This is a genomic window from Streptomyces sp. NPDC051684 (assembly GCF_044453445.1).
GTDB lineage: Bacteria > Actinomycetota > Actinomycetes > Streptomycetales > Streptomycetaceae > Streptomyces.
In genome coordinates, this window is record NZ_JBITCS010000010.1 from 183,803 (window position 1) to 199,964 (window position 16,162).

Annotated in this window: 15 protein-coding genes; 5 read left to right on the plus strand and 10 right to left on the minus strand. The window is 71.2% G+C overall.

Translation table 11 applies throughout. The features are described 5' to 3' along the window. Window positions 1-9 precede the first annotated feature (9 nt). The 7 genes from ACIA8D_RS15080 to ACIA8D_RS15110 form a co-directional block, all read right to left on the minus strand. Window positions 10-954 (minus strand): 3-carboxyethylcatechol 2,3-dioxygenase, encoded by a 945-nt coding sequence (locus tag ACIA8D_RS15080; protein ID WP_399232136.1) that lies wholly within the window; start codon window positions 952-954, stop codon window positions 10-12. Beyond that, window positions 951-2,717, minus strand: a complete 1,767-nt coding sequence (locus ACIA8D_RS15085) for a bifunctional 3-(3-hydroxy-phenyl)propionate/3-hydroxycinnamic acid hydroxylase (protein WP_399232137.1) — start codon at window positions 2,715-2,717, stop codon at window positions 951-953. The genes ACIA8D_RS15080 and ACIA8D_RS15085 overlap by 4 nt, the downstream gene beginning before the upstream one ends. A 52-nt stretch (window positions 2,718-2,769) precedes the next feature. After that, window positions 2,770-3,630, minus strand: a complete 861-nt coding sequence (locus ACIA8D_RS15090) for an alpha/beta fold hydrolase (RefSeq protein ID WP_399232139.1) — start codon at window positions 3,628-3,630, stop codon at window positions 2,770-2,772. A gap of 213 nt (window positions 3,631-3,843) precedes the next feature. Continuing rightward, complete coding sequence (gene dmpG, locus ACIA8D_RS15095) at window positions 3,844-4,887, minus strand: 4-hydroxy-2-oxovalerate aldolase (RefSeq protein WP_399232141.1); 1,044 nt, start codon at window positions 4,885-4,887, stop codon at window positions 3,844-3,846. Next, complete coding sequence (locus tag ACIA8D_RS15100) at window positions 4,884-5,831, minus strand: acetaldehyde dehydrogenase (acetylating) (protein WP_399232142.1); 948 nt, start codon at window positions 5,829-5,831, stop codon at window positions 4,884-4,886. Before ACIA8D_RS15100 ends, dmpG begins: the two co-directional genes overlap by 4 nt. Before the next feature lie 3 nt (window positions 5,832-5,834). Then, window positions 5,835-6,683: a 2-keto-4-pentenoate hydratase gene (locus ACIA8D_RS15105; protein ID WP_399232144.1), complete on the minus strand. Its 849-nt coding sequence runs from the start codon at window positions 6,681-6,683 to the stop codon at window positions 5,835-5,837. 85 nt (window positions 6,684-6,768) lie between these two features. Further along, complete coding sequence (locus ACIA8D_RS15110; protein ID WP_399232145.1) at window positions 6,769-7,533, minus strand: IclR family transcriptional regulator; 765 nt, start codon at window positions 7,531-7,533, stop codon at window positions 6,769-6,771. A 121-nt stretch (window positions 7,534-7,654) separates the two neighbouring features. Between ACIA8D_RS15110 and ACIA8D_RS15115 the strand changes: the two genes are divergently transcribed. Together ACIA8D_RS15115 and ACIA8D_RS15120 are read left to right on the plus strand one after the other, a co-directional pair. Next, window positions 7,655-8,341, plus strand: a complete 687-nt coding sequence (locus ACIA8D_RS15115) for an IclR family transcriptional regulator (protein ID WP_399232146.1) — start codon at window positions 7,655-7,657, stop codon at window positions 8,339-8,341. 252 nt (window positions 8,342-8,593) lie between these two features. Then, window positions 8,594-9,970 (plus strand): MFS transporter, encoded by a 1,377-nt coding sequence (locus ACIA8D_RS15120; protein WP_399232147.1) that lies wholly within the window; start codon window positions 8,594-8,596, stop codon window positions 9,968-9,970. A 57-nt stretch (window positions 9,971-10,027) separates the two neighbouring features. Here the strand turns inward: ACIA8D_RS15120 and ACIA8D_RS15125 are convergent, their stop codons facing one another. The 3 genes from ACIA8D_RS15125 to ACIA8D_RS15135 form a co-directional block, all read right to left on the minus strand. Beyond that, entirely contained in the window at window positions 10,028-11,011 is a 984-nt protein-coding gene (locus ACIA8D_RS15125; RefSeq protein ID WP_399232149.1) for a helix-turn-helix transcriptional regulator, read from the minus strand. Between the two features lie 299 nt (window positions 11,012-11,310). After that, on the minus strand, window positions 11,311-12,228 hold the full coding sequence (locus ACIA8D_RS15130) for a cupin domain-containing protein (protein WP_399232151.1): 918 nt from the start codon (window positions 12,226-12,228) through the stop codon (window positions 11,311-11,313). Between the two features lie 68 nt (window positions 12,229-12,296). Then, window positions 12,297-13,205 carry a zinc-binding dehydrogenase gene (locus ACIA8D_RS15135; RefSeq protein WP_399232153.1) on the minus strand — a complete coding sequence of 303 codons (909 nt, stop codon included), beginning with the start codon at window positions 13,203-13,205 and terminating at the stop codon, window positions 12,297-12,299. A 559-nt stretch (window positions 13,206-13,764) separates the two neighbouring features. On the opposite strand from ACIA8D_RS15135, the gene ACIA8D_RS15140 reads away from it, so the two are divergent. From ACIA8D_RS15140 to ACIA8D_RS15150, 3 genes are all read left to right on the plus strand, one after another. Then, entirely contained in the window at window positions 13,765-14,940 is a 1,176-nt protein-coding gene (locus ACIA8D_RS15140) for a hypothetical protein (protein ID WP_399232155.1), read from the plus strand. Between the two features lie 40 nt (window positions 14,941-14,980). Continuing rightward, window positions 14,981-15,166: a hypothetical protein gene (locus tag ACIA8D_RS15145; protein ID WP_399232157.1), complete on the plus strand. Its 186-nt coding sequence runs from the start codon at window positions 14,981-14,983 to the stop codon at window positions 15,164-15,166. Window positions 15,167-15,600: 434 nt separating this feature from the next. Further along, on the plus strand, window positions 15,601-15,957 hold the full coding sequence (locus ACIA8D_RS15150) for a hypothetical protein (protein ID WP_399232159.1): 357 nt from the start codon (window positions 15,601-15,603) through the stop codon (window positions 15,955-15,957). Window positions 15,958-16,162: the final 205 nt, after the last annotated feature.

Below are 16,162 nucleotides of genomic sequence, written 5' to 3' on the forward strand. Positions count from 1 at the left end.
CACTCCGCGTCACTCCGCCCCCTGCGCCACCATCACCCCGAACCCCGCGATGTACTCCTTGATCGGACGGTAGAAGGAGTACGTCACGTCGTAGCGGCCCGCCGCGCCGAGAGCCGCGAAGGCTGCGACCCATGTGCGCACCTCGTGGGCGGAGTTGCCCGCGTCCTCGGCCATCTGGTCCGGTGTCATCGCGTCGACGGGGGAGAGGTCGCCGGAGGCGAAGGTGGCCATCAGGGACGTGTCCCAGTCGGGGTTGAGGTCCTGGATGGGCGCCGTGCCCGCCGCGAACGCCTTCGCCGTGTCGATGACCCGCCGCTGGCGGGCGTCGCGGGCCGCGGCCGTGGGGTGTCGGCCGTTGAGCAGCATGGCGCGGGCGGTGTCGTCGGCGGTGGCCCACTGGGGGACCGGCGGGTCGTGGGAGAGGCCGCCGGAGCCGATGACCAGGACGCGTTCGTGTTCCAGGCCGGCGAGGTAGCCGCCGATCGCCTCGCCGAGCCTGCGCACCCGGCGCATCGTCACGAACGGCTTGGCGACGCCGTTGACGAAGACCGGGATGGTCGGCACCGTGTCGATGCCGTCGAAGAGGATCTCCAGCGGCTGGATCGCGCCGTGGTCGACCTCCATGCGACGCGAGATCGCCACATCGATGTCGCGCTCCGCCACCCACTGGGCGAGTTCCTCGGCTCGCTCGGTCGGCACGTTCAGCGGGCCTTCCGAGGTGCCGTAGTCGCCGACGCCCAGGGCCTCGTAGCCGATGCAGAACGGTGGCATCAGATCGTAGAAGAAGCCGTTGTAGTGGTCGGGCGCGAAGGAGACCACCAGTGTGGGGTCGTAGTCCCGGACGAAGGTGCGCGCCGCCGAGAAGGCGCCCTGGACCGCGGCGTTCACCTCGGCGGGCGGGTCCGCGTACTCCAGCAGCGGGCTGTGCGACATGGTGACGAGGGCGACGGTCATGCCGATGCTCCTTCCAGGGGCTGCGGGGCCTGGTCCGCGGCGGGTTCGGTGGCCAGCGAGGCCGCCTTGCGCAGCGCGGCGAGCGCCCGAGGTGCCTGGCGGGCGAGGCAGGCCGCGGCCACGAAGTGATCGGGGCGCAGGACGACCAGGCCGCAGGCGCGCACGTCGAACCAGTCCTTGAGGGCGCCGGTGCTGTCGCCGACGACGGTCACCGGCGCCGGGGCGTCGGCGTACTGCCGTTCCGCCCAGGCGCGTTGGGTCTCCGGCATGAAGGACACCAGCTTGATGCGGTGGCGGCGCACGAGTTCGAGATCGGTGTCGTTGAGGTACGCCGTCGGGTCGGTGCCCCAGGTGGCGAGCGTCCACCAGTCGCCGGTGACGTCGTCGAGCAGCACGTTCGCGGCGTCCGCGGTGTTCACTCGCGGTTGGATGAACTGCAGTCCCACCGGGGAGAGTTCACCGGACGAGTCCACGAACGGGGCCAGTGGGCCGGGGAGTTTGCCGCCGCGCCGCCTGGTGGCCTTGAAGTCGGCGCGGGCCCGGCCCGGTGTGAGCGTGGCCTGGTCGACCACGACCCCGGTCGCGTAGCGCGGCATCGGCTTGAAGCGCAGCTCGGTGAAGTACGACTTCCACTTGGGTACGAGGTTGAGCGCGGACGCGGCGAGGTCGCGCACGGCGCCGCCGAAGCGGCCCATCTTCATGACCGTGCCCGCCGCCATGTTCACATCGATCATGTCGGAGGCGTGCTTGCGGCGCTCCGCGGTGTACGTGTCCAGGAGTGTGTCGGAGGCGTCGCCCGCGAGGACGGCGGTGAGCTTCCACGCCAGGTTGGTGGCGTCGCGGATGCCGGAGTTCCAGCCCTGGCCGAGCCAGACCGGCATCAGGTGCGCGGCGTCGCCGGCGAGGAAGACACGTCCCTTGCGGAAGTCGGCGGCCACCCGGCCGTGATGGGTGAAGGTGCGCTGGTTGATGACCTGGAGCGCGGCCGGGTCGGGGACGTGGCGGCGCAACAGCGAGCGCATGAACGCGGGGTCGTCGCACAGCTCGGTCGGCTCGTCGTCGTGGAGCATGAACTCCCAGCGGCGGATGCCCTGCGGCAGGCCGATGGAGACATAGGGGCGGCGTGGGTCGGCGCCGAGGTAGACCGACGGGGTGCCGATCGGGTCGTTGGCGACGTCGACGACCACCCAGCGGGTCGAGGGCGAATCGCCCTCGAAGGCCACGCCCATCCACTTGCGGGTGAAGGAGCTGCCGCCCTCGCAGCCGACGGCGTACCGGGCGGTGACGGTGACCGTGTCGGTCAACTCGCCTTCGGCGTCACGTCGTTCGGCGGTGACGACGACGTGGTCGCCGCGGTCCTCAAGGCCCACCACCTGGTGGCCGAAGCGGAGTTCGGTGGCAGGGAAGCGGTCGAGGCCCGCGGCGAGCTCCTTGTCGACCAGCGGCTGCACGAAGCCGTGCTTGCGCGGGTAGCCGAACTCCTGCGTCCGCGGGTTGTTGGTGGCCAGGACCTGGCCGGTCCCGTTGACGAGGCGCACCACGTGGTGCGGGACGGTGAACGGCTGGACCCGTTCCCACAGTCCTGCGGTGTGCAGGGTGCGGATGGACTCGTCGTCGAGCCCGACGCCGCGCGGGTAGTCGATCAGCTCCTGGCGGGCTTCCAGGACGGTGGCCCGGTGGCCGCGGACGCCGATCAGGTTGGCGAGGGTGAGGCCGACGGGCCCGGCTCCGATGACGACGACGTCGGTGTCGAAGGTGGTCATGGGGTGTTCCGATCGATTCAGATGCCGGTGCTGTACCGGTGCGGGGGCCGGTTCAGTTGTGCGACAGGAAGTCGACGACGAGGCGGTTGAACTCCGCGGCGTGCTCGATCATCGCCCAGTGGCCGCACCGATTGAGCAGCACCAGACGGGAGTTGGGGATGTTCGCGAGGAGCCACAGGCTGGTCTCGTAGTGCAGGACGCGGTCGTCCTTGCCGTGGATCAGCAGGGTCGGCGTCTCGATGCCGGGGATCCTGTCGCGGTCGACCTTGATCGGGATGGGCGCGCCGTGCGCGAGGCCCTCGACGTAGTTGGCGAGATGGTCGGGGCGGGCGAGCGCCGCCTCGGAGCGGGCCCGCGTGAGTTCCGGCGTGGCGAAGCGAGCCTTGTCGTACGTCATGATCTCGACGAGCGCCCTCATGTTCTCCGGGCTCGCGTCCTTGTACGCCTTGACCAGGACCTTCAGGCCCTCGCTCGGACCGTCGCCCGGGCCGAAGAGGGAGGCGGGGCCGCGGCCGAGCGAGGCGCCCATGGTGACGAGGTGGGTGATGCGCTCGGGGTGCAGCGTGGCGAAGCGGACGGCGGTGTGGCCGCCCATCGAGTTGCCGACGAGCGCGGCCTTCGCCAGGCCCAGCGCGTCGAGGAACTCCACGAGCGTCGCGTCGTGGTCCATGTCCTTGGTGGCCTGGGCGTCGGAGTCGCCCCAGCCCGGCATGTCGGGGGCGACGACATGGAATCCGGCGTCGGCGATCGCGCCGATGTTGCCCGAGAAGTTCGACCATCCCGTTGCGCCGGGGCCCGAGCCGTGCAGCAGCACGACCGGGGTGGCATCGGCGTCCCCGGCCTCGTAGTAGCGCATGCGCAGGCCCGACGGAAGGGCGATGTCGTGGGACGCGGCTTCCTTGGTGAGGGACATGACCCGACTCCTCGTTCTTTATATGCACGCTGGTGATCGTTATTTACACGCCAGTGATTCCGATGGAACGCTTGCCCGCTACGAATGTCAAGGGTTCCGAGGCGACTGTGATCAGGGCTTTCGTGCGCCGCACGGCCAGGGGTGGTCGGCCGTGCGGGCACGCCGCGCAGGGCCGGGGGCTTCAGCCCTCCCGGCCCTGCGGTGTCCGTGGTGTCAGCTCGCCTGCGCGAGTCCGAGCGCCACGTCGACGATCATGTCCTCCTGGCCGCCGACCAGGCCGCGCTTGCCGACCTCGACGAGGATCGTGCGGACGTCGACGCCGTACCGCTCGGCCGCCGCCTCCGCGTGGCGCAGGAACGAGCCGTAGACCCCTGCGTAGCCGAGCGTGAGGGTCTCGCGGTCCACGCGCACCGGGCGGTCCTGGAGCGGACGCACCAGGTCCTCGGCCGCGTCCTGCAGTGCGAACAGGTCGCAGCCGTGCTGCCAGCCGTTGAGGTTCGCGACGGCGACGAACGGTTCGATCGGGCAGTTGCCCGCGCCCGCGCCCTGGCCGGCGAGCGAGGCGTCCACGCGGGTCACGCCCTCCTCGACGGCGACCATGGAGTTGGCGACGGCCAGCGAGAGGTTCTCGTGGGCGTGGATGCCGATCTCGGTGGCGGGGTCGAGCACGTCGCGGTAGGCGCGCATCCGCCCGCGGACGCCGTCCATCATCAGGCGGCCGCCGGAGTCGGTGACGTAGACGCAGTGGGCACCGTAGGACTCCATCAGCTTGGCCTGACCGGCGAGGGTCTTCGCGTCGGCCATGTGACTCATCATCAGGAAGCCGGACACGTCCATGCCCAACTCGCGTGCGGTGGCGATGTGTTGGGCCGACACATCGGCTTCGGTGCAGTGCGTGGCCACCCGCACGGAGCGCACCCCGAGGGCGTAGGCCCGCTTCAGCTCCTCGATGGTGCCGATGCCCGGCAGCAGGAGGGTGGTCAGGCGGGCGTTCTTGATGTGTGCGGCCGCGGTCTCGATCCACTCCCAGTCGGTGTGGCTGCCGGGGCCGTAGTTGAGGGAGCCGCCGGCGAGACCGTCGCCGTGGGACACCTCGATGCCGTCGACGCCTGCCGCGTCGAGCGCGGCCACGATCTTCCCGACTTGTTCGGGCTCGATGCGGTGCCGGATGGCGTGCATGCCGTCGCGCAGGGTGACGTCCTGGATGAACAGCTTGGTGTCACGCCCCGTGGTGCCACTCGTGGTGGTGTCACTCATGCGTCGGCTCCCTGGAGTTCGGTGGCGCGGGCGGCCATGGCCTCGGCCATCCGCACGGCCGCGCTGGTCATGATGTCGAGGTTCCCCGCGTACGCCGGGAGGTAGTGGGCGGCCCCCTCGACCTCGAGGAACACGGACACCTGATGGGTGACCGGGGCCTCGGTGAGGGTGTGCACGGGCTGGTCGGCGGGGACCGGCGTGATCTGCACCTGCTGCTTGAGGCGGTAACCCGGCACGTACGCCGACACCTCGTCGACCCGCTTGGCGACGGCCGCGCGGATGGCGTCGTGGGCGGCCTCGTCGGGCGCGTTCACCAGCGCGAGCACGGTGTCCCGCATGATCAGGGGCGGTTCGGCCGGGTTCAGGACGATGACGGCCTTGCCGCGCTCCGCGCCGCCCACCGTCTCGATGGCGTGGCTGGTGGTCTCGGTGAACTCGTCGATGTTCGCGCGGGTGCCGGGACCCGCGCTCTTCGACGCGATCGAGGCGACGATCTCCGCGTACGGGACGGGCGCCACCGAGGAGACGGCGTCGACGATGGGGATGGTGGCCTGGCCACCGCACGTCACCATGTTGACGTTCTCGGCGGCGAGGTGGTCGTCGAGATTGACGGCCGGGACCACCATCGGGCCGATGGCGGCGGGCGTGAGGTCCACGAGCTGCTTGCCGTACGGGGCGAGCGCGGCGGCGTTGGCGACGTGCGCCTTCGCGGACGTGGCATCGAAGACGATCCTGATGTCCTCGAAGCCGTCCATCGCGATGAGCCCCCGCACGCCCTCGGCGGTCACGGGAATCCCGAGCCGCTCGGCACGGGCGAGCCCGTCGGACGCGGGGTCGATGCCGACCATCGCGCCCATCTCCAGGGTGTCGGAGAGCCGCAGCACCTTGATCATCAGGTCGGTGCCGATATTGCCCGAGCCGATGACGGCGACCTTGGTCTTCATGCTTCAGGCTCCTTCGGGGCCGGTGGTGTGAAAGCGGACGGAGACGGAGCCGAGTCCGCCGATGTCCGCGGTGAACGCGTCCCCGGCCGCGGCGGGCACCATCGGGCCGAGCGCGCCCGAAAGGACGACCTGACCGGCGCGCAGCGGGTCGCCGACGTCGCGGGCGGTCCGGGCGAGCCAGGCAAGCGCGGTCAGCGGGTCGCCGAGGCAGGCCGCGCCGTCGCCGCTGGACACCGTCTCGTCGCCCCGCTTGAGCGTCATGGTGGCCTCGACCGGCTCGAACTCGGTGAGCGGCTTGGCCGGGGCGCCGAGGACGTACAGCGCGGAGGAGCCGTTGTCGGCGACGGTGTCACCGAAGGTGATGTCCCAGTCGGCGATCCGGCTGTCCACGATCTCCAGGGCGGGCACGGCGTGCGCCACGGCGGCCCGGACCTGCGCGTCGTCCAGCGGCCCCTCGGCGAGGTCCGCGCCCAGGACGAACGCGATCTCCGCCTCGACCTTCGGCTGGAGCAGTCCGTCGACCGGCACGGACGCCCCGTCCTCGACGCTCATGTCGGCGAACAGCACCCCGAAGTCCGGCTGGTCCACGCCCAGTTGCCGCTGAACGGCGGGGGAGGTGAGGCCGATCTTGCGGCCGGTGACCCGGCCGCCCGCCTTCAGGTGATCCGCGGTGAGCAGTTCCTGGACGGCGTAGGCCGCCTTCACGTCGTCGCTGCCGATCAGGCCGCGGACCGGCGCGCAGGGCACGCGCTCGGCGGCGGCGCGCAGCAGCCGTGCGGCGGCTTGCGCGACGGCGTCGTCGCCGGGGCCGGGCTCGCTGCCATTGCCGTTGCCGGGGGATGTCTCGTTCATGCCCTCAGCTTGGACAACGGGACGGCTCACGGCCCAGCAATGAGTTCCGTCCGGCGGAACTCGGTGGTGAATCCTCGGGGGTGAATCAGTGTCCGCGCAGCTCGGCGCGGCGGCCGAGCGTCGCCGAGATCCCCGCCGCGGCGGCCCGCACGCTGGTGGCGTGCCGGGCGGGCTGGAAGCGGTGCACCGGCCCGGTGACACTGACCGCCGCCACGATCTCGTCCGCCGGTCCGAAGATCCCGGCCGCGACACACACGATGCCGACCGCCGACTCCTCGTACTCGAAGGCGACCCCCTTCGTGACGACATCGGCCAGCTGCCGAGACAGGACGTCGACGTTGGTGATGGTCCGCGGCGCCTTGCGCTCCAGCGGACCGCGCAGTGTCACGTCGCGCACCTCGGCCGGGGCGTGGGCCAGGAGCACCTTCCCGATCGCCGTGGCGTGCAGCGGCATCCGGCCGCCGAGCCGGGACGGCGAATCGGCCTGTTGGTGGCCGCCCATCTTGGCGACGTACACGACCTCCGAACCTTCGCGCGTGCCCAGGTGGACGAGCTCGTGCGTGCGCACGTACAGGTCCTCCAGGAAGGGGGTGGCCACCTCCAGGAGCCCGCGCTCGACCGAGGCCCGCATCCCGAGCTCGAAGACGAGCCCGGACAGCCGGTAGCGCCCCTGGACGCGGTCGAGGAGCCGGGCCGCCACCAGGTCGCCGAGCACCCGGTGCAGCGTGCTCTTGGCGAAGTCCGTACGGCGCTGCAGCTCGGCGAAGCCCAACGTGGTGTCCTCGACGGTGAAGGCCTGCAGCACGGTGAGGGCCTTGGCCAGGACGCCGCTCGGCGCGTCGTCGCTCACGGGGGACTTCCTTCCGGGGAGCATTAACGCCTCGACTGTACGGGACGGTGTGCACCGGTACGGGACCATGCGACCGCGCCGGGGTGACGGTGTGTCACCACCGCGCACGTAGACTGAACGGATGAGCGACAAGCAGGTGGGCAAGGCCGTCGGGTCCCAGACCCTCTCCCGTGGACTGCGCGCCCTCGAGCTGGTCGCCGGGCAGCCGCGGGGCCTCGCCGTGCAGGATGTGGCGGAGCACCTCGGGGTCCACCGCACCATCGCGTACCGCACGCTGGTCACGCTCGCCGAGCACCACCTCGTCGTCCGGGACCCGGACGGCCGCTACCGGGCCGGGTCCGGCACGGTCACGCTGGCCCGCGGCTACGCGTCGGGCGTCCGCGAGGCCGCCCTGCCGGTGCTGCGCCGCACGGCCGACGAGCTCGGCGCCACGGTCGCGCTGATCGCGGCGGAGGGCGAAGAGGCCGTCGCCGTCGCCGTGGTCGAACCGCGGTCGGTGGACTACCACATCGGCTACCGGGTCGGCAGCCGTCACCCCGTCGGGGTCGGCGCCGCCGGCCTGGCGCTCGCGACGCTGCGGCTGCCCGCGCCCGCGGAGCCGGCCGAGGTCGCGCAGGCCCGCGACCAGGGCTACGCGCGCACGTTCGGCCAGATCGAACCCGGCGCGCACGGGGTCGCCGTACCCCTGCACATGGCGGACCCGGCGCTGCACATGTGCGTCAACCTCATCACCTCGCGCGGGGACGTGGCCGACGCGTCGGTGGCCGCGATGCGTGCGGTCGCCGAGGAGATCTCGGCGCTGGGCTGACCGCGCCACCATCTCCCGTACGTCACTCGACAGGCCCCCGCGTCCGACGCGGGGGCCTGTCGTTCGTGCGCCTCCACGGCCTTGATCGATCATCCGGGCGGGGCTTGACACCCTCCTGAACCACCCGCATGGTGTTCGCTATCTACAAGCGCTTGTGCGGAGTTTGCACACGAGGTGAGTGGTGGCCGTGGACGACCGGCCGCCTCCCGGTGCCCGAGACCTCCGCAGCGCGCCGAACCCCCGGAGCCGAAGATGCCCCTCAACGACGCCGCGCGTCGCGCCGAGTCACGACGGATCGCGCTGTCCAGCTTTGTCGGCAGCGCCATCGAGTTCTACGACTTCCTGCTGTACGGCGCCGCCGCCTCCCTCGTCTTCAACGAGCTGTTCTTCACCGACCTGAACGCCCTCGCCGGCACCGTCGCCGCCTTCGGCACCCTCGCCGTCGGCTACGTCGCCCGCCCCCTGGGCGGCATCGTCTTCGGCCACTTCGGCGACCGCGTCGGCCGCAAGTCCATGCTGGTCCTGACCATGACGCTGATGGCGCTCGCCAGCTTCGCCATCGGCCTGCTGCCCACCTACGACACCATCGGTATCTGGGCACCGATGCTGCTGGTCGCCTGCCGCCTGGTCCAGGGCGTCGCGGTCGGCGGCGAATGGGGCGGCGCGGCCCTCATGGCCATGGAGCACGCGAGCGCCGAACGCCGCGGCCTGATGGCCTCGTTCGCGAACATGGGCGGCCCCGCCGGCGCCGTGCTCGCCACCGCCGTCTTCGCCGCCTTCTCCGCGCTGCCCGAGGACGAGTTCCTGGCCTGGGGCTGGCGGGTGCCGTTCCTGCTCAGCCTGCTGCTCATGGCGATCGGCCTGTTCATCCGGATGAAGGTCACCGAGAGCCCGGTGTTCGCCGAGGCGCAGCGCAGGGCCCAACAGGAGGCAGCCGAGGGGGAGTCGGGCAAGCAGGAGGCGCCCCTGTTCACCGTGCTGCGCCGCTACCGCAAGAACATCGTCCTGTCCTGCCTCGGCGGCTGCGCGGCCCTCGTCCTGCAGTCGCTGCTCGCCACCTTCATGCTCACCTACGCCACCGGCGTCGGCTTCGAACGCTCCACCGTGCTGCTCGCCCAGACCGTCTCCTCGGCGCTGCACATCTTCACGATCCCCGCGTTCGCGATCCTCTCGGACCGGGTGGGCCGCCGCCCCGTCATGATCACCGGCGCGCTGCTCACCGCCGCCGCCGCGTTCCCGCTGTTCGCCCTGGTCAACACCGGTTCGGCGGTGGCCCTCTTCGCGGCGTACATCATCGGTAACCCGATCCTGCAGGCATCGATGTACGGCCCGATGGCGGCGTTCGTCAGCGAGATGTTCGGCACCCGCGCCCGCTACACCGGCGCCTCGATCGGGTACCAGCTCGCCACCACGCTCGGCGCGGGCACGGCCCCGCTGATCGCGAGCAGCCTGCTCGCCGGGTCCGGCGGCGGCACCCACTCCGCCCCGGTCAGCGTCTACCTGATCGCCGTCTGCCTGATCAGCGCCGCGGCGATCGCGCTGACCCGGGAGTCGCACCGAGCCGACATCGGCGACGGGCCGGTGCGGGCTCCGGTGGCCGGGAGGTCATTGTCGGCGGCGTCGCGTTGAAGGGGGCGGGCCGGTCACCGGCGATGCCGTCCCCGTCAACCCTTGTCGTGCGGGCGGCTATTGGCGCAGGGCGGTGGACGGACTGTGACCGTATTGGCTGCGGTACTGGGCCGTGAACCGGCCGGGATGAAGGAAGCCCCAGCGGGCGGCGATGGCGGCCACGGTGGTGCTGTCGGGGTCCGCGGCCAGCAGGTCACGGTGGGCATTGGCCAGGCGCGCGACGCGCAAGTAGGCGAGGGGAGTCGTGTCCTGGTGCCTTCGGAAGGCGTACTGCAGTGCCCGAGGGGTGACATGGGCGGCGGCAGCGATGTCGGCGAGCCCGATGTCGCGATGGGCGTGGTCGTCGATGAAGGACATCGCACGCCGCACGGTGGCGGGCACGGGTGCGCTCGCGCGTCGTGGCGGGGCGGGCGGCAGGGCGTCGTTGGGGAAGACGGTGAGGGCCGTGGCGGCGAGCAACCGGGAGGCATTGCCGATGAGCAAGGGCTGGCCGGCGGCTTCGTCGTTGGCGAGCACGTGATGGGCGATGTGGCGGACGGTGCTCTTCCAGAGTTCGGCCAGCTGCGGAGATGAGGGCCGCAGCCCGGTGAACTGCCAGGCGCCGAGCGGTTCACCGGGCAGTTGACCGGCCGCCTCGTGCAAGAGGGACGGGCGTAGGAGAACGGCCTGCAGGGCCGCGTCGTGGGTGGAGGACCGGTAGGTACGGTCGGGCAGCGCCTGGATGAAGACGTCGCCGACGGCGAAGCGTTCGTCGAATCCGGCGCATTGGTGGGCGAAAGTGCCCCGACGGACTCCGACGATCAGCAAGGAGTCCATGCGGGCGGCGACATTCAGGTCCAGAGGTGTGTCGACGTCGTCGACCGCGAAGGTGCCGGCGTCGGTGCGGCTGTGGCGGAAAGCGCGCCCGCTCCTGGGGGTGGTCATGCGCACATTCAGCTCGTAAGCACAGTCCAGGAACGTGCGCACCGCGTCCGGGTCGGTCGAGGAGAAGCTCGTGTGCCTGGGCGCGGCGTGCTGCGGGGGAAGGCCGTCGGGCGTCACGAGCGGGTGCCGTCCGCCTGGTGCCGGTCGACGCGGCAACGCGCCAAACGCATGATCAACATACGGAAAAGCCTGGCATACCGTCGGCACGGCAGGGGAGCGTTTCGTGCAACGTCCAGGCACCTTCGTTGTGGGCACTGTGCGCTGCGGCGCGGCCTGGTGAGGATGGTCGGGCGCGGAGCTCCCCGTGAGGGTGGTCCGCGGCGCCGGGGGTGGGGACCGGTCGGCGGGCCCCCACCCGCGGTCAGCGGTTCATGGGTGGTGCCCCAACATGCGAGCCCACCAGTCCCGACGCCGGGTCACTTGCGAAGCCGAGAACGGTACTCGCCCGGGGACGTGCCTCGGGCGCGGCGGAAGGCACGGCTGAAGGCGTGCGGAGAGGCGTAGCCGACCGCGCCGGAGATCGACTCGACCGGCTCCTCGGTGTCGCGGAGCCGTACGCACGCCAGGTCGATGCGCCACTGTGTCACGTAGGCGCCCGGCGTCTGGCCGAGGGCGGACCGGAAATGCCTGGACAGCGTCGCGCGGGAGACGTTCGTCGCGGCGGCCAGGGTCTCGGTGGTCCACGGGCGTTCCGGTCGGGCGTGGACACATGTCAGAGCCTCGCGCACGACCGGATCACGCATCGCTCCCAGCCATGAGCCGGCCTGCTCCTGCGGGTTGCGGGCCAGCCAGGCGCGTACGAACTGGACGAGCAGTAGGTCGACGATGCTGTTGACGGCGGCGGTGGTGCCGATCTGCGGCTGTGCGAGCTCGGCGGCGAGAAGTTCGACGGTTCGTCCGAGCTGCGCGTTCTCCCGGGCGGTGACATGCATCGGCTGGGCGAGGGAGGTGAGCACCGGTGTGTGCACCTCCGGGTCCTGCTCGTAGCGCAGGACGATCACTTCCGTCAGTACGGGCGCCGAGCCCAGCCGCAGGGCTCGGCCGTCGCCGAAGGCCCGGGCCGCCGCGGCACGGTCGCAGGAGCCCATCGTCGCGTCGGCGCTGCCGGCTATGCCGTGTGCGGTGCCCGGTGACACCAGGACGGCGTCTCCGGCCCGCACTTGAAGTGGCTTCTCGGCCGGGACGTGGAGCCACATCGTGCCGCGGGACACCACGTGCAGTGCCGCACCTGGAGAGGAGTCCAGCCGCAGGCCCCAGCTTCCTCCGGCCTTCAGCCTGACCCCGAGTGCCCCTCGCGCACCCGACACACGCAAGACCTCTGCCAGCACATCCATGGAGCCATTCTCGTCCACTGCTGCCTGCTGCCTGCCGCCCGTCGATGCACGTGCCCTCGTCGACGGCTTCAAGTCACGTCGAGAACGACCTTTCCGTGCACCTTCCGCGCGAACAGCGCCCGGACGGCGTCGTCCACGTCCCGCCAGTCGCCCCGCAGTCCGACCGGTGCCGTGAGCCTCCCCGCGACCATGAGGCCCAGCAGATCCGTCAACTCCCCACTGGTCGGCGTCATGTCGCCGAAGGTGGCGATGCTCCGGGGTTCGCCGAAGCCGAACAAGTCCCCTGCCGGGAACGTGGTTTCCTGCCCCGAGGAGTAGCCGACCAGGTGGATGGTGCCGCCCTCGGCGAGGGCGCTCCACGCCTGGGCCACCAGCGGCCCGCCGACGGTGTCCAGGACGAGGTCGAACCGGTCCGCGGTCCCGGCCAGGTCGGTCAGGACCTTGTCGGCCCCGAGCTCGCGGAGCCCGGCGGACCGTTCCGGCGCCCCGACGAGTGCCGTCACCCGGGCGCCCGCCAGCGCCGCGAGCTGGATGGCGAAGTGCCCAACGCCCCCGCTCGCGCCGGTGATCAGCACGTGGCGCGCCAGCAGGGAACGCTTGCGCAGCACTCTGAGTGCGGTGACCCCGGCGATCCCCAGCGCGGCGGCGTCGGCCAGATCCAGGCCATCGGGAACGGTGCCGAGCGAGGCCGGGTCGACTGCCGCCCGCTCCGCCCACGCGTGAGGAGCCATCCCCACCGCGACGCGTGTGCCTTCGGGCGGCCCCGAGCCGTCGGACGCGGCGCGCACCACGATGCCGGCGGCGTCGTGACCGTGCACGGCGCCGGCCGGCCACTGATGCACGTAATTCAGCTCTCCGAAGTTGAGACCGATGTGCCGTATCTCCACCAGCGCCTCGCCGGCGGACGGTACGGGCTCATCGACATCGGCGAACCGGACGGGTCCGGCCTCACCATGATCGACCACAAGGGCACGCATAGGGGGTGTGTTTCCTTCTCTCGGGGATGTGCCTGAACCTTCCTTGAACCCTACGCAGGGCCTGGTCAGCGACCAGGCCCGCGAGAATCAAACAGTTGACGATCCGTGTCACCACCCACCACGCGCGCCCGCGTTGCGCCGGGCTGGATTCGGTCAACTCTCAACTGACGGCCTGTACCGTGCATGGTCCTGACGTCGTCATTTGGCACCGCCCGGACGGCTGCGGTCGGTTCCGATTCGGACAGACCTGTGACGACTTCACGTGGTTCCCGCTGATACCTGCGGACTCGTCGCAGTGCAGGGCGAGTTGGATCTTCACGCATCGTCATTCGGCTTCAGCCCCCTTGGAGGGGCCGAATGGCGACGTCAGAGACACAGCGCTCTCTTGTCGCGTCCATGACTCGCTGCATAGCGTGCCCCACCGTCAGACCAGACGCAGTGGGGGACACGCGCCTTTCGGTGACCCTCCGCACCCATGGCCGCAATTGGAAAGTGGGGGAAGAACGTGCAGAGAAGCAGAGGGTTGACCCGGGTCCGCCCGTTGGCCGCGGTGACCGCCGTGGCAGCCGCGCTCACGATGGTGCTCGGCGGCACCTCGTCGGCGGCCGCGGCACCGGCCGACTCCGGCAGCCGCACCGGCACCGACTCGTTATCCGCCGGCACCGGTTCCTTACCTGCCACCGCCACCGCCACCGACGCCGCCCGGGAGGGTGCCGACCGCACCGCCAAGGCCACCATGCGCGAGATACCGGTGGAGAAGCTGGTCACCCGCACCCCCGACAGCAAGGGCAACCTCAAGGTACTGCTGGACAACGGGAAGACCGTTCGGATCCCCGCCTCCGCCAAGGACCGGATCGCCAAGGCCCTGGCCGCACACGGCGCGGACGGCGACGTCAGCACCAAGGGAACCGTCTACGGCAACTGCGGCAGCTCCTACGTCACGCTCCACCAGAAGTCCAACGGCTACCCGGTCCGCATGCGCACCGGGTTCGATCTGAAGCAGCCCGCCGTCGCCTACACGTGGGTCGTCGCCCTCACCGGCCCCGGCTTCGCCGACGACTACGAGAGCGCCGGCGGCCTGGCCCTCCAGCGAAGCTGGGACGGCGAGTACAACAGCGACAACGACGAGTCCGAGGGCTGGTACTTCGCCTCGGTGGCCCCCGTCGCATCCAACGCCGTGCTGTGGAACGGCAACGTCTGCACCAGCGGCGGCCCGACCGAGCTCGAGTACCTCACCGAACCCAAGGCTTCCTGCCTGGAGAACGTGTCCTCCGGCACCGAGCCCGCGGGCACCGGCTGGATCCGCAACACCAGCGTCGGCGTCGATCACCGCAACAAGACCACCAGCGCGCAGGACGGACCCGGCCGGCGCGCCTCCGAGGCCAGCGCCTGCCTGACCCGGAACGGCGGCGCCAACATCCTCGGCGGCAAGGGCCAGTCCGCCCGCCACCAAGAGACGAACCTCGTGCCCTGCTTCCAGGTCGGCGTGAACACCGGCGCCGGCAGTATGCGTACCTACGAGACCATCGTCCAGAACGCGGTGGCCAACGACCTGGGCCGCAACGGCGCCGTCTACTACCGCGTGACGCCGCTCTATCGGGACGCGACGAGCACCATCCCGTCCTCGATCCTCATGAGCGCCACGCTCCAGCGCGACAACGGCAGCTCGCGGTCGCTGTTCTGGTTCCGCATCGTGGGGAACACCGGCCCGGGTAGCGTCAACCTCGGAAACTGATCCGGAGCACGGCGAGCAACGCGTCATGAGGGAGCCGGAAATGGGCACCGTTCTGCACCGCACCACCCTGCCGCGGCCGTACGACGCCGCAGCGGTTGTCCCCGAACTGGCTCCCCTGGCCCGCACTGCGACCCGGCTGCACCCGCGGCCCGGGTCGCCCACCCCGCGCGACAGCTCGATCGGCGGGCCGCTGTTGTGGCCCGCCGACGAGCCCTGGCCCCACTGAGAGGGCCCGCACGAGCCGGACGGCCGCAGCATCCCGACGCCCGACGACGTCCGCGTGCTGCGCCGTCTGCGCCCGGCCGCGGCCGGGCGCGCACTCACCCCGCAGGAGCAGGACCAGCGCGAACGCGCACGAGTGGGCCGCGCATAGCCCCAGCCGGGTGAGCCGGTGGCGATGCTCCCGGTGGCACAGCTGTACGTTGCCGAGGTCCCCGGCCTGCACCCGCCGCACGACGTCGACCTGCTGCAACTCCTGTGGTGCCCCTTCGACCACCCAGGCCAGGCCGAACCCGCCACCGCCTGCACTGGCGCACCGCCGAGGCGATCGCGAAGCCGCTTCAGGAGCCTGCGCCGCAGCCCCCCGCTGTCCAGTGCGAGGGCAGCCTCCCGGAGCCCTGCCTCCTCGCCCCCGAGCAGGTCACCGAGTTCCCCGACCCCATGGAGCTGGAGCCAGACCTCGCCGCCCGCATCGAGGACCCCGACACCTGGGACGGCGACGAGCTCGCTTACCTCAACGACCGTTCCTACGCCCCCGGTTCGAAGGCCGGCGGCTGGCCCGCCTGGGGCCTGACCGACCCCGAACCCGTCCCCTGCTCCGCCTGTGGCGCGCGGATGACCCCGCTCCTCACCCTCGCCTCCACCGAGTGGACCGACGAGTCCGCCTCCTGGACCCCCTTGGAAGACCACGGGACATCCCCGACCCCCGCAATGCTCCAGGTGGCCGATGCGGCCACCCTCCAGCTGTACGCCTGCCCCACCGACCCGAACCATCCCCACCAGGCCCGGGTGCAGTAATCGCCGCCCCATCCTTCCGTTGCGCGTGAGGCGGGGGCCCTTGGCGTTTCGATCCGGAGCGGGGACGCCGAGCCCGCCGCGCGGGCCCGCCGACCGGGCACGCCCGCGTGGCGCGAACACCTCGGTTCGGCGGGCAGAGGAGAGGTTGACGGGGCAACGCTCTGAACACCTACGCGAGTTGCCCCGTACCTTCGTATGTACCGCA

Coding starts and splice junctions, on each gene's coding strand:
- ACIA8D_RS15080 (WP_399232136.1), bottom strand. CDS start 954: ATGACCGTCGCCCTCGTCACCATGTCGCACAGCCCGCTGCTGGAGTAC.
- ACIA8D_RS15085 (WP_399232137.1), bottom strand. CDS start 2,717: ATGACCACCTTCGACACCGACGTCGTCGTCATCGGAGCCGGGCCCGTC.
- ACIA8D_RS15090 (WP_399232139.1), bottom strand. CDS start 3,630: ATGTCCCTCACCAAGGAAGCCGCGTCCCACGACATCGCCCTTCCGTCG.
- dmpG (WP_399232141.1), bottom strand. CDS start 4,887: ATGAGTGACACCACCACGAGTGGCACCACGGGGCGTGACACCAAGCTG.
- ACIA8D_RS15100 (WP_399232142.1), bottom strand. CDS start 5,831: ATGAAGACCAAGGTCGCCGTCATCGGCTCGGGCAATATCGGCACCGAC.
- ACIA8D_RS15105 (WP_399232144.1), bottom strand. CDS start 6,683: ATGAACGAGACATCCCCCGGCAACGGCAATGGCAGCGAGCCCGGCCCC.
- ACIA8D_RS15115 (WP_399232146.1), top strand. CDS start 7,655: ATGAGCGACAAGCAGGTGGGCAAGGCCGTCGGGTCCCAGACCCTCTCC.
- ACIA8D_RS15120 (WP_399232147.1), top strand. CDS start 8,594: ATGCCCCTCAACGACGCCGCGCGTCGCGCCGAGTCACGACGGATCGCG.
- ACIA8D_RS15130 (WP_399232151.1), bottom strand. CDS start 12,228: ATGGATGTGCTGGCAGAGGTCTTGCGTGTGTCGGGTGCGCGAGGGGCA.
- ACIA8D_RS15135 (WP_399232153.1), bottom strand. CDS start 13,205: ATGCGTGCCCTTGTGGTCGATCATGGTGAGGCCGGACCCGTCCGGTTC.
- ACIA8D_RS15145 (WP_399232157.1), top strand. CDS start 14,981: ATGGGCACCGTTCTGCACCGCACCACCCTGCCGCGGCCGTACGACGCC.
- ACIA8D_RS15150 (WP_399232159.1), top strand. CDS start 15,601: ATGGAGCTGGAGCCAGACCTCGCCGCCCGCATCGAGGACCCCGACACC.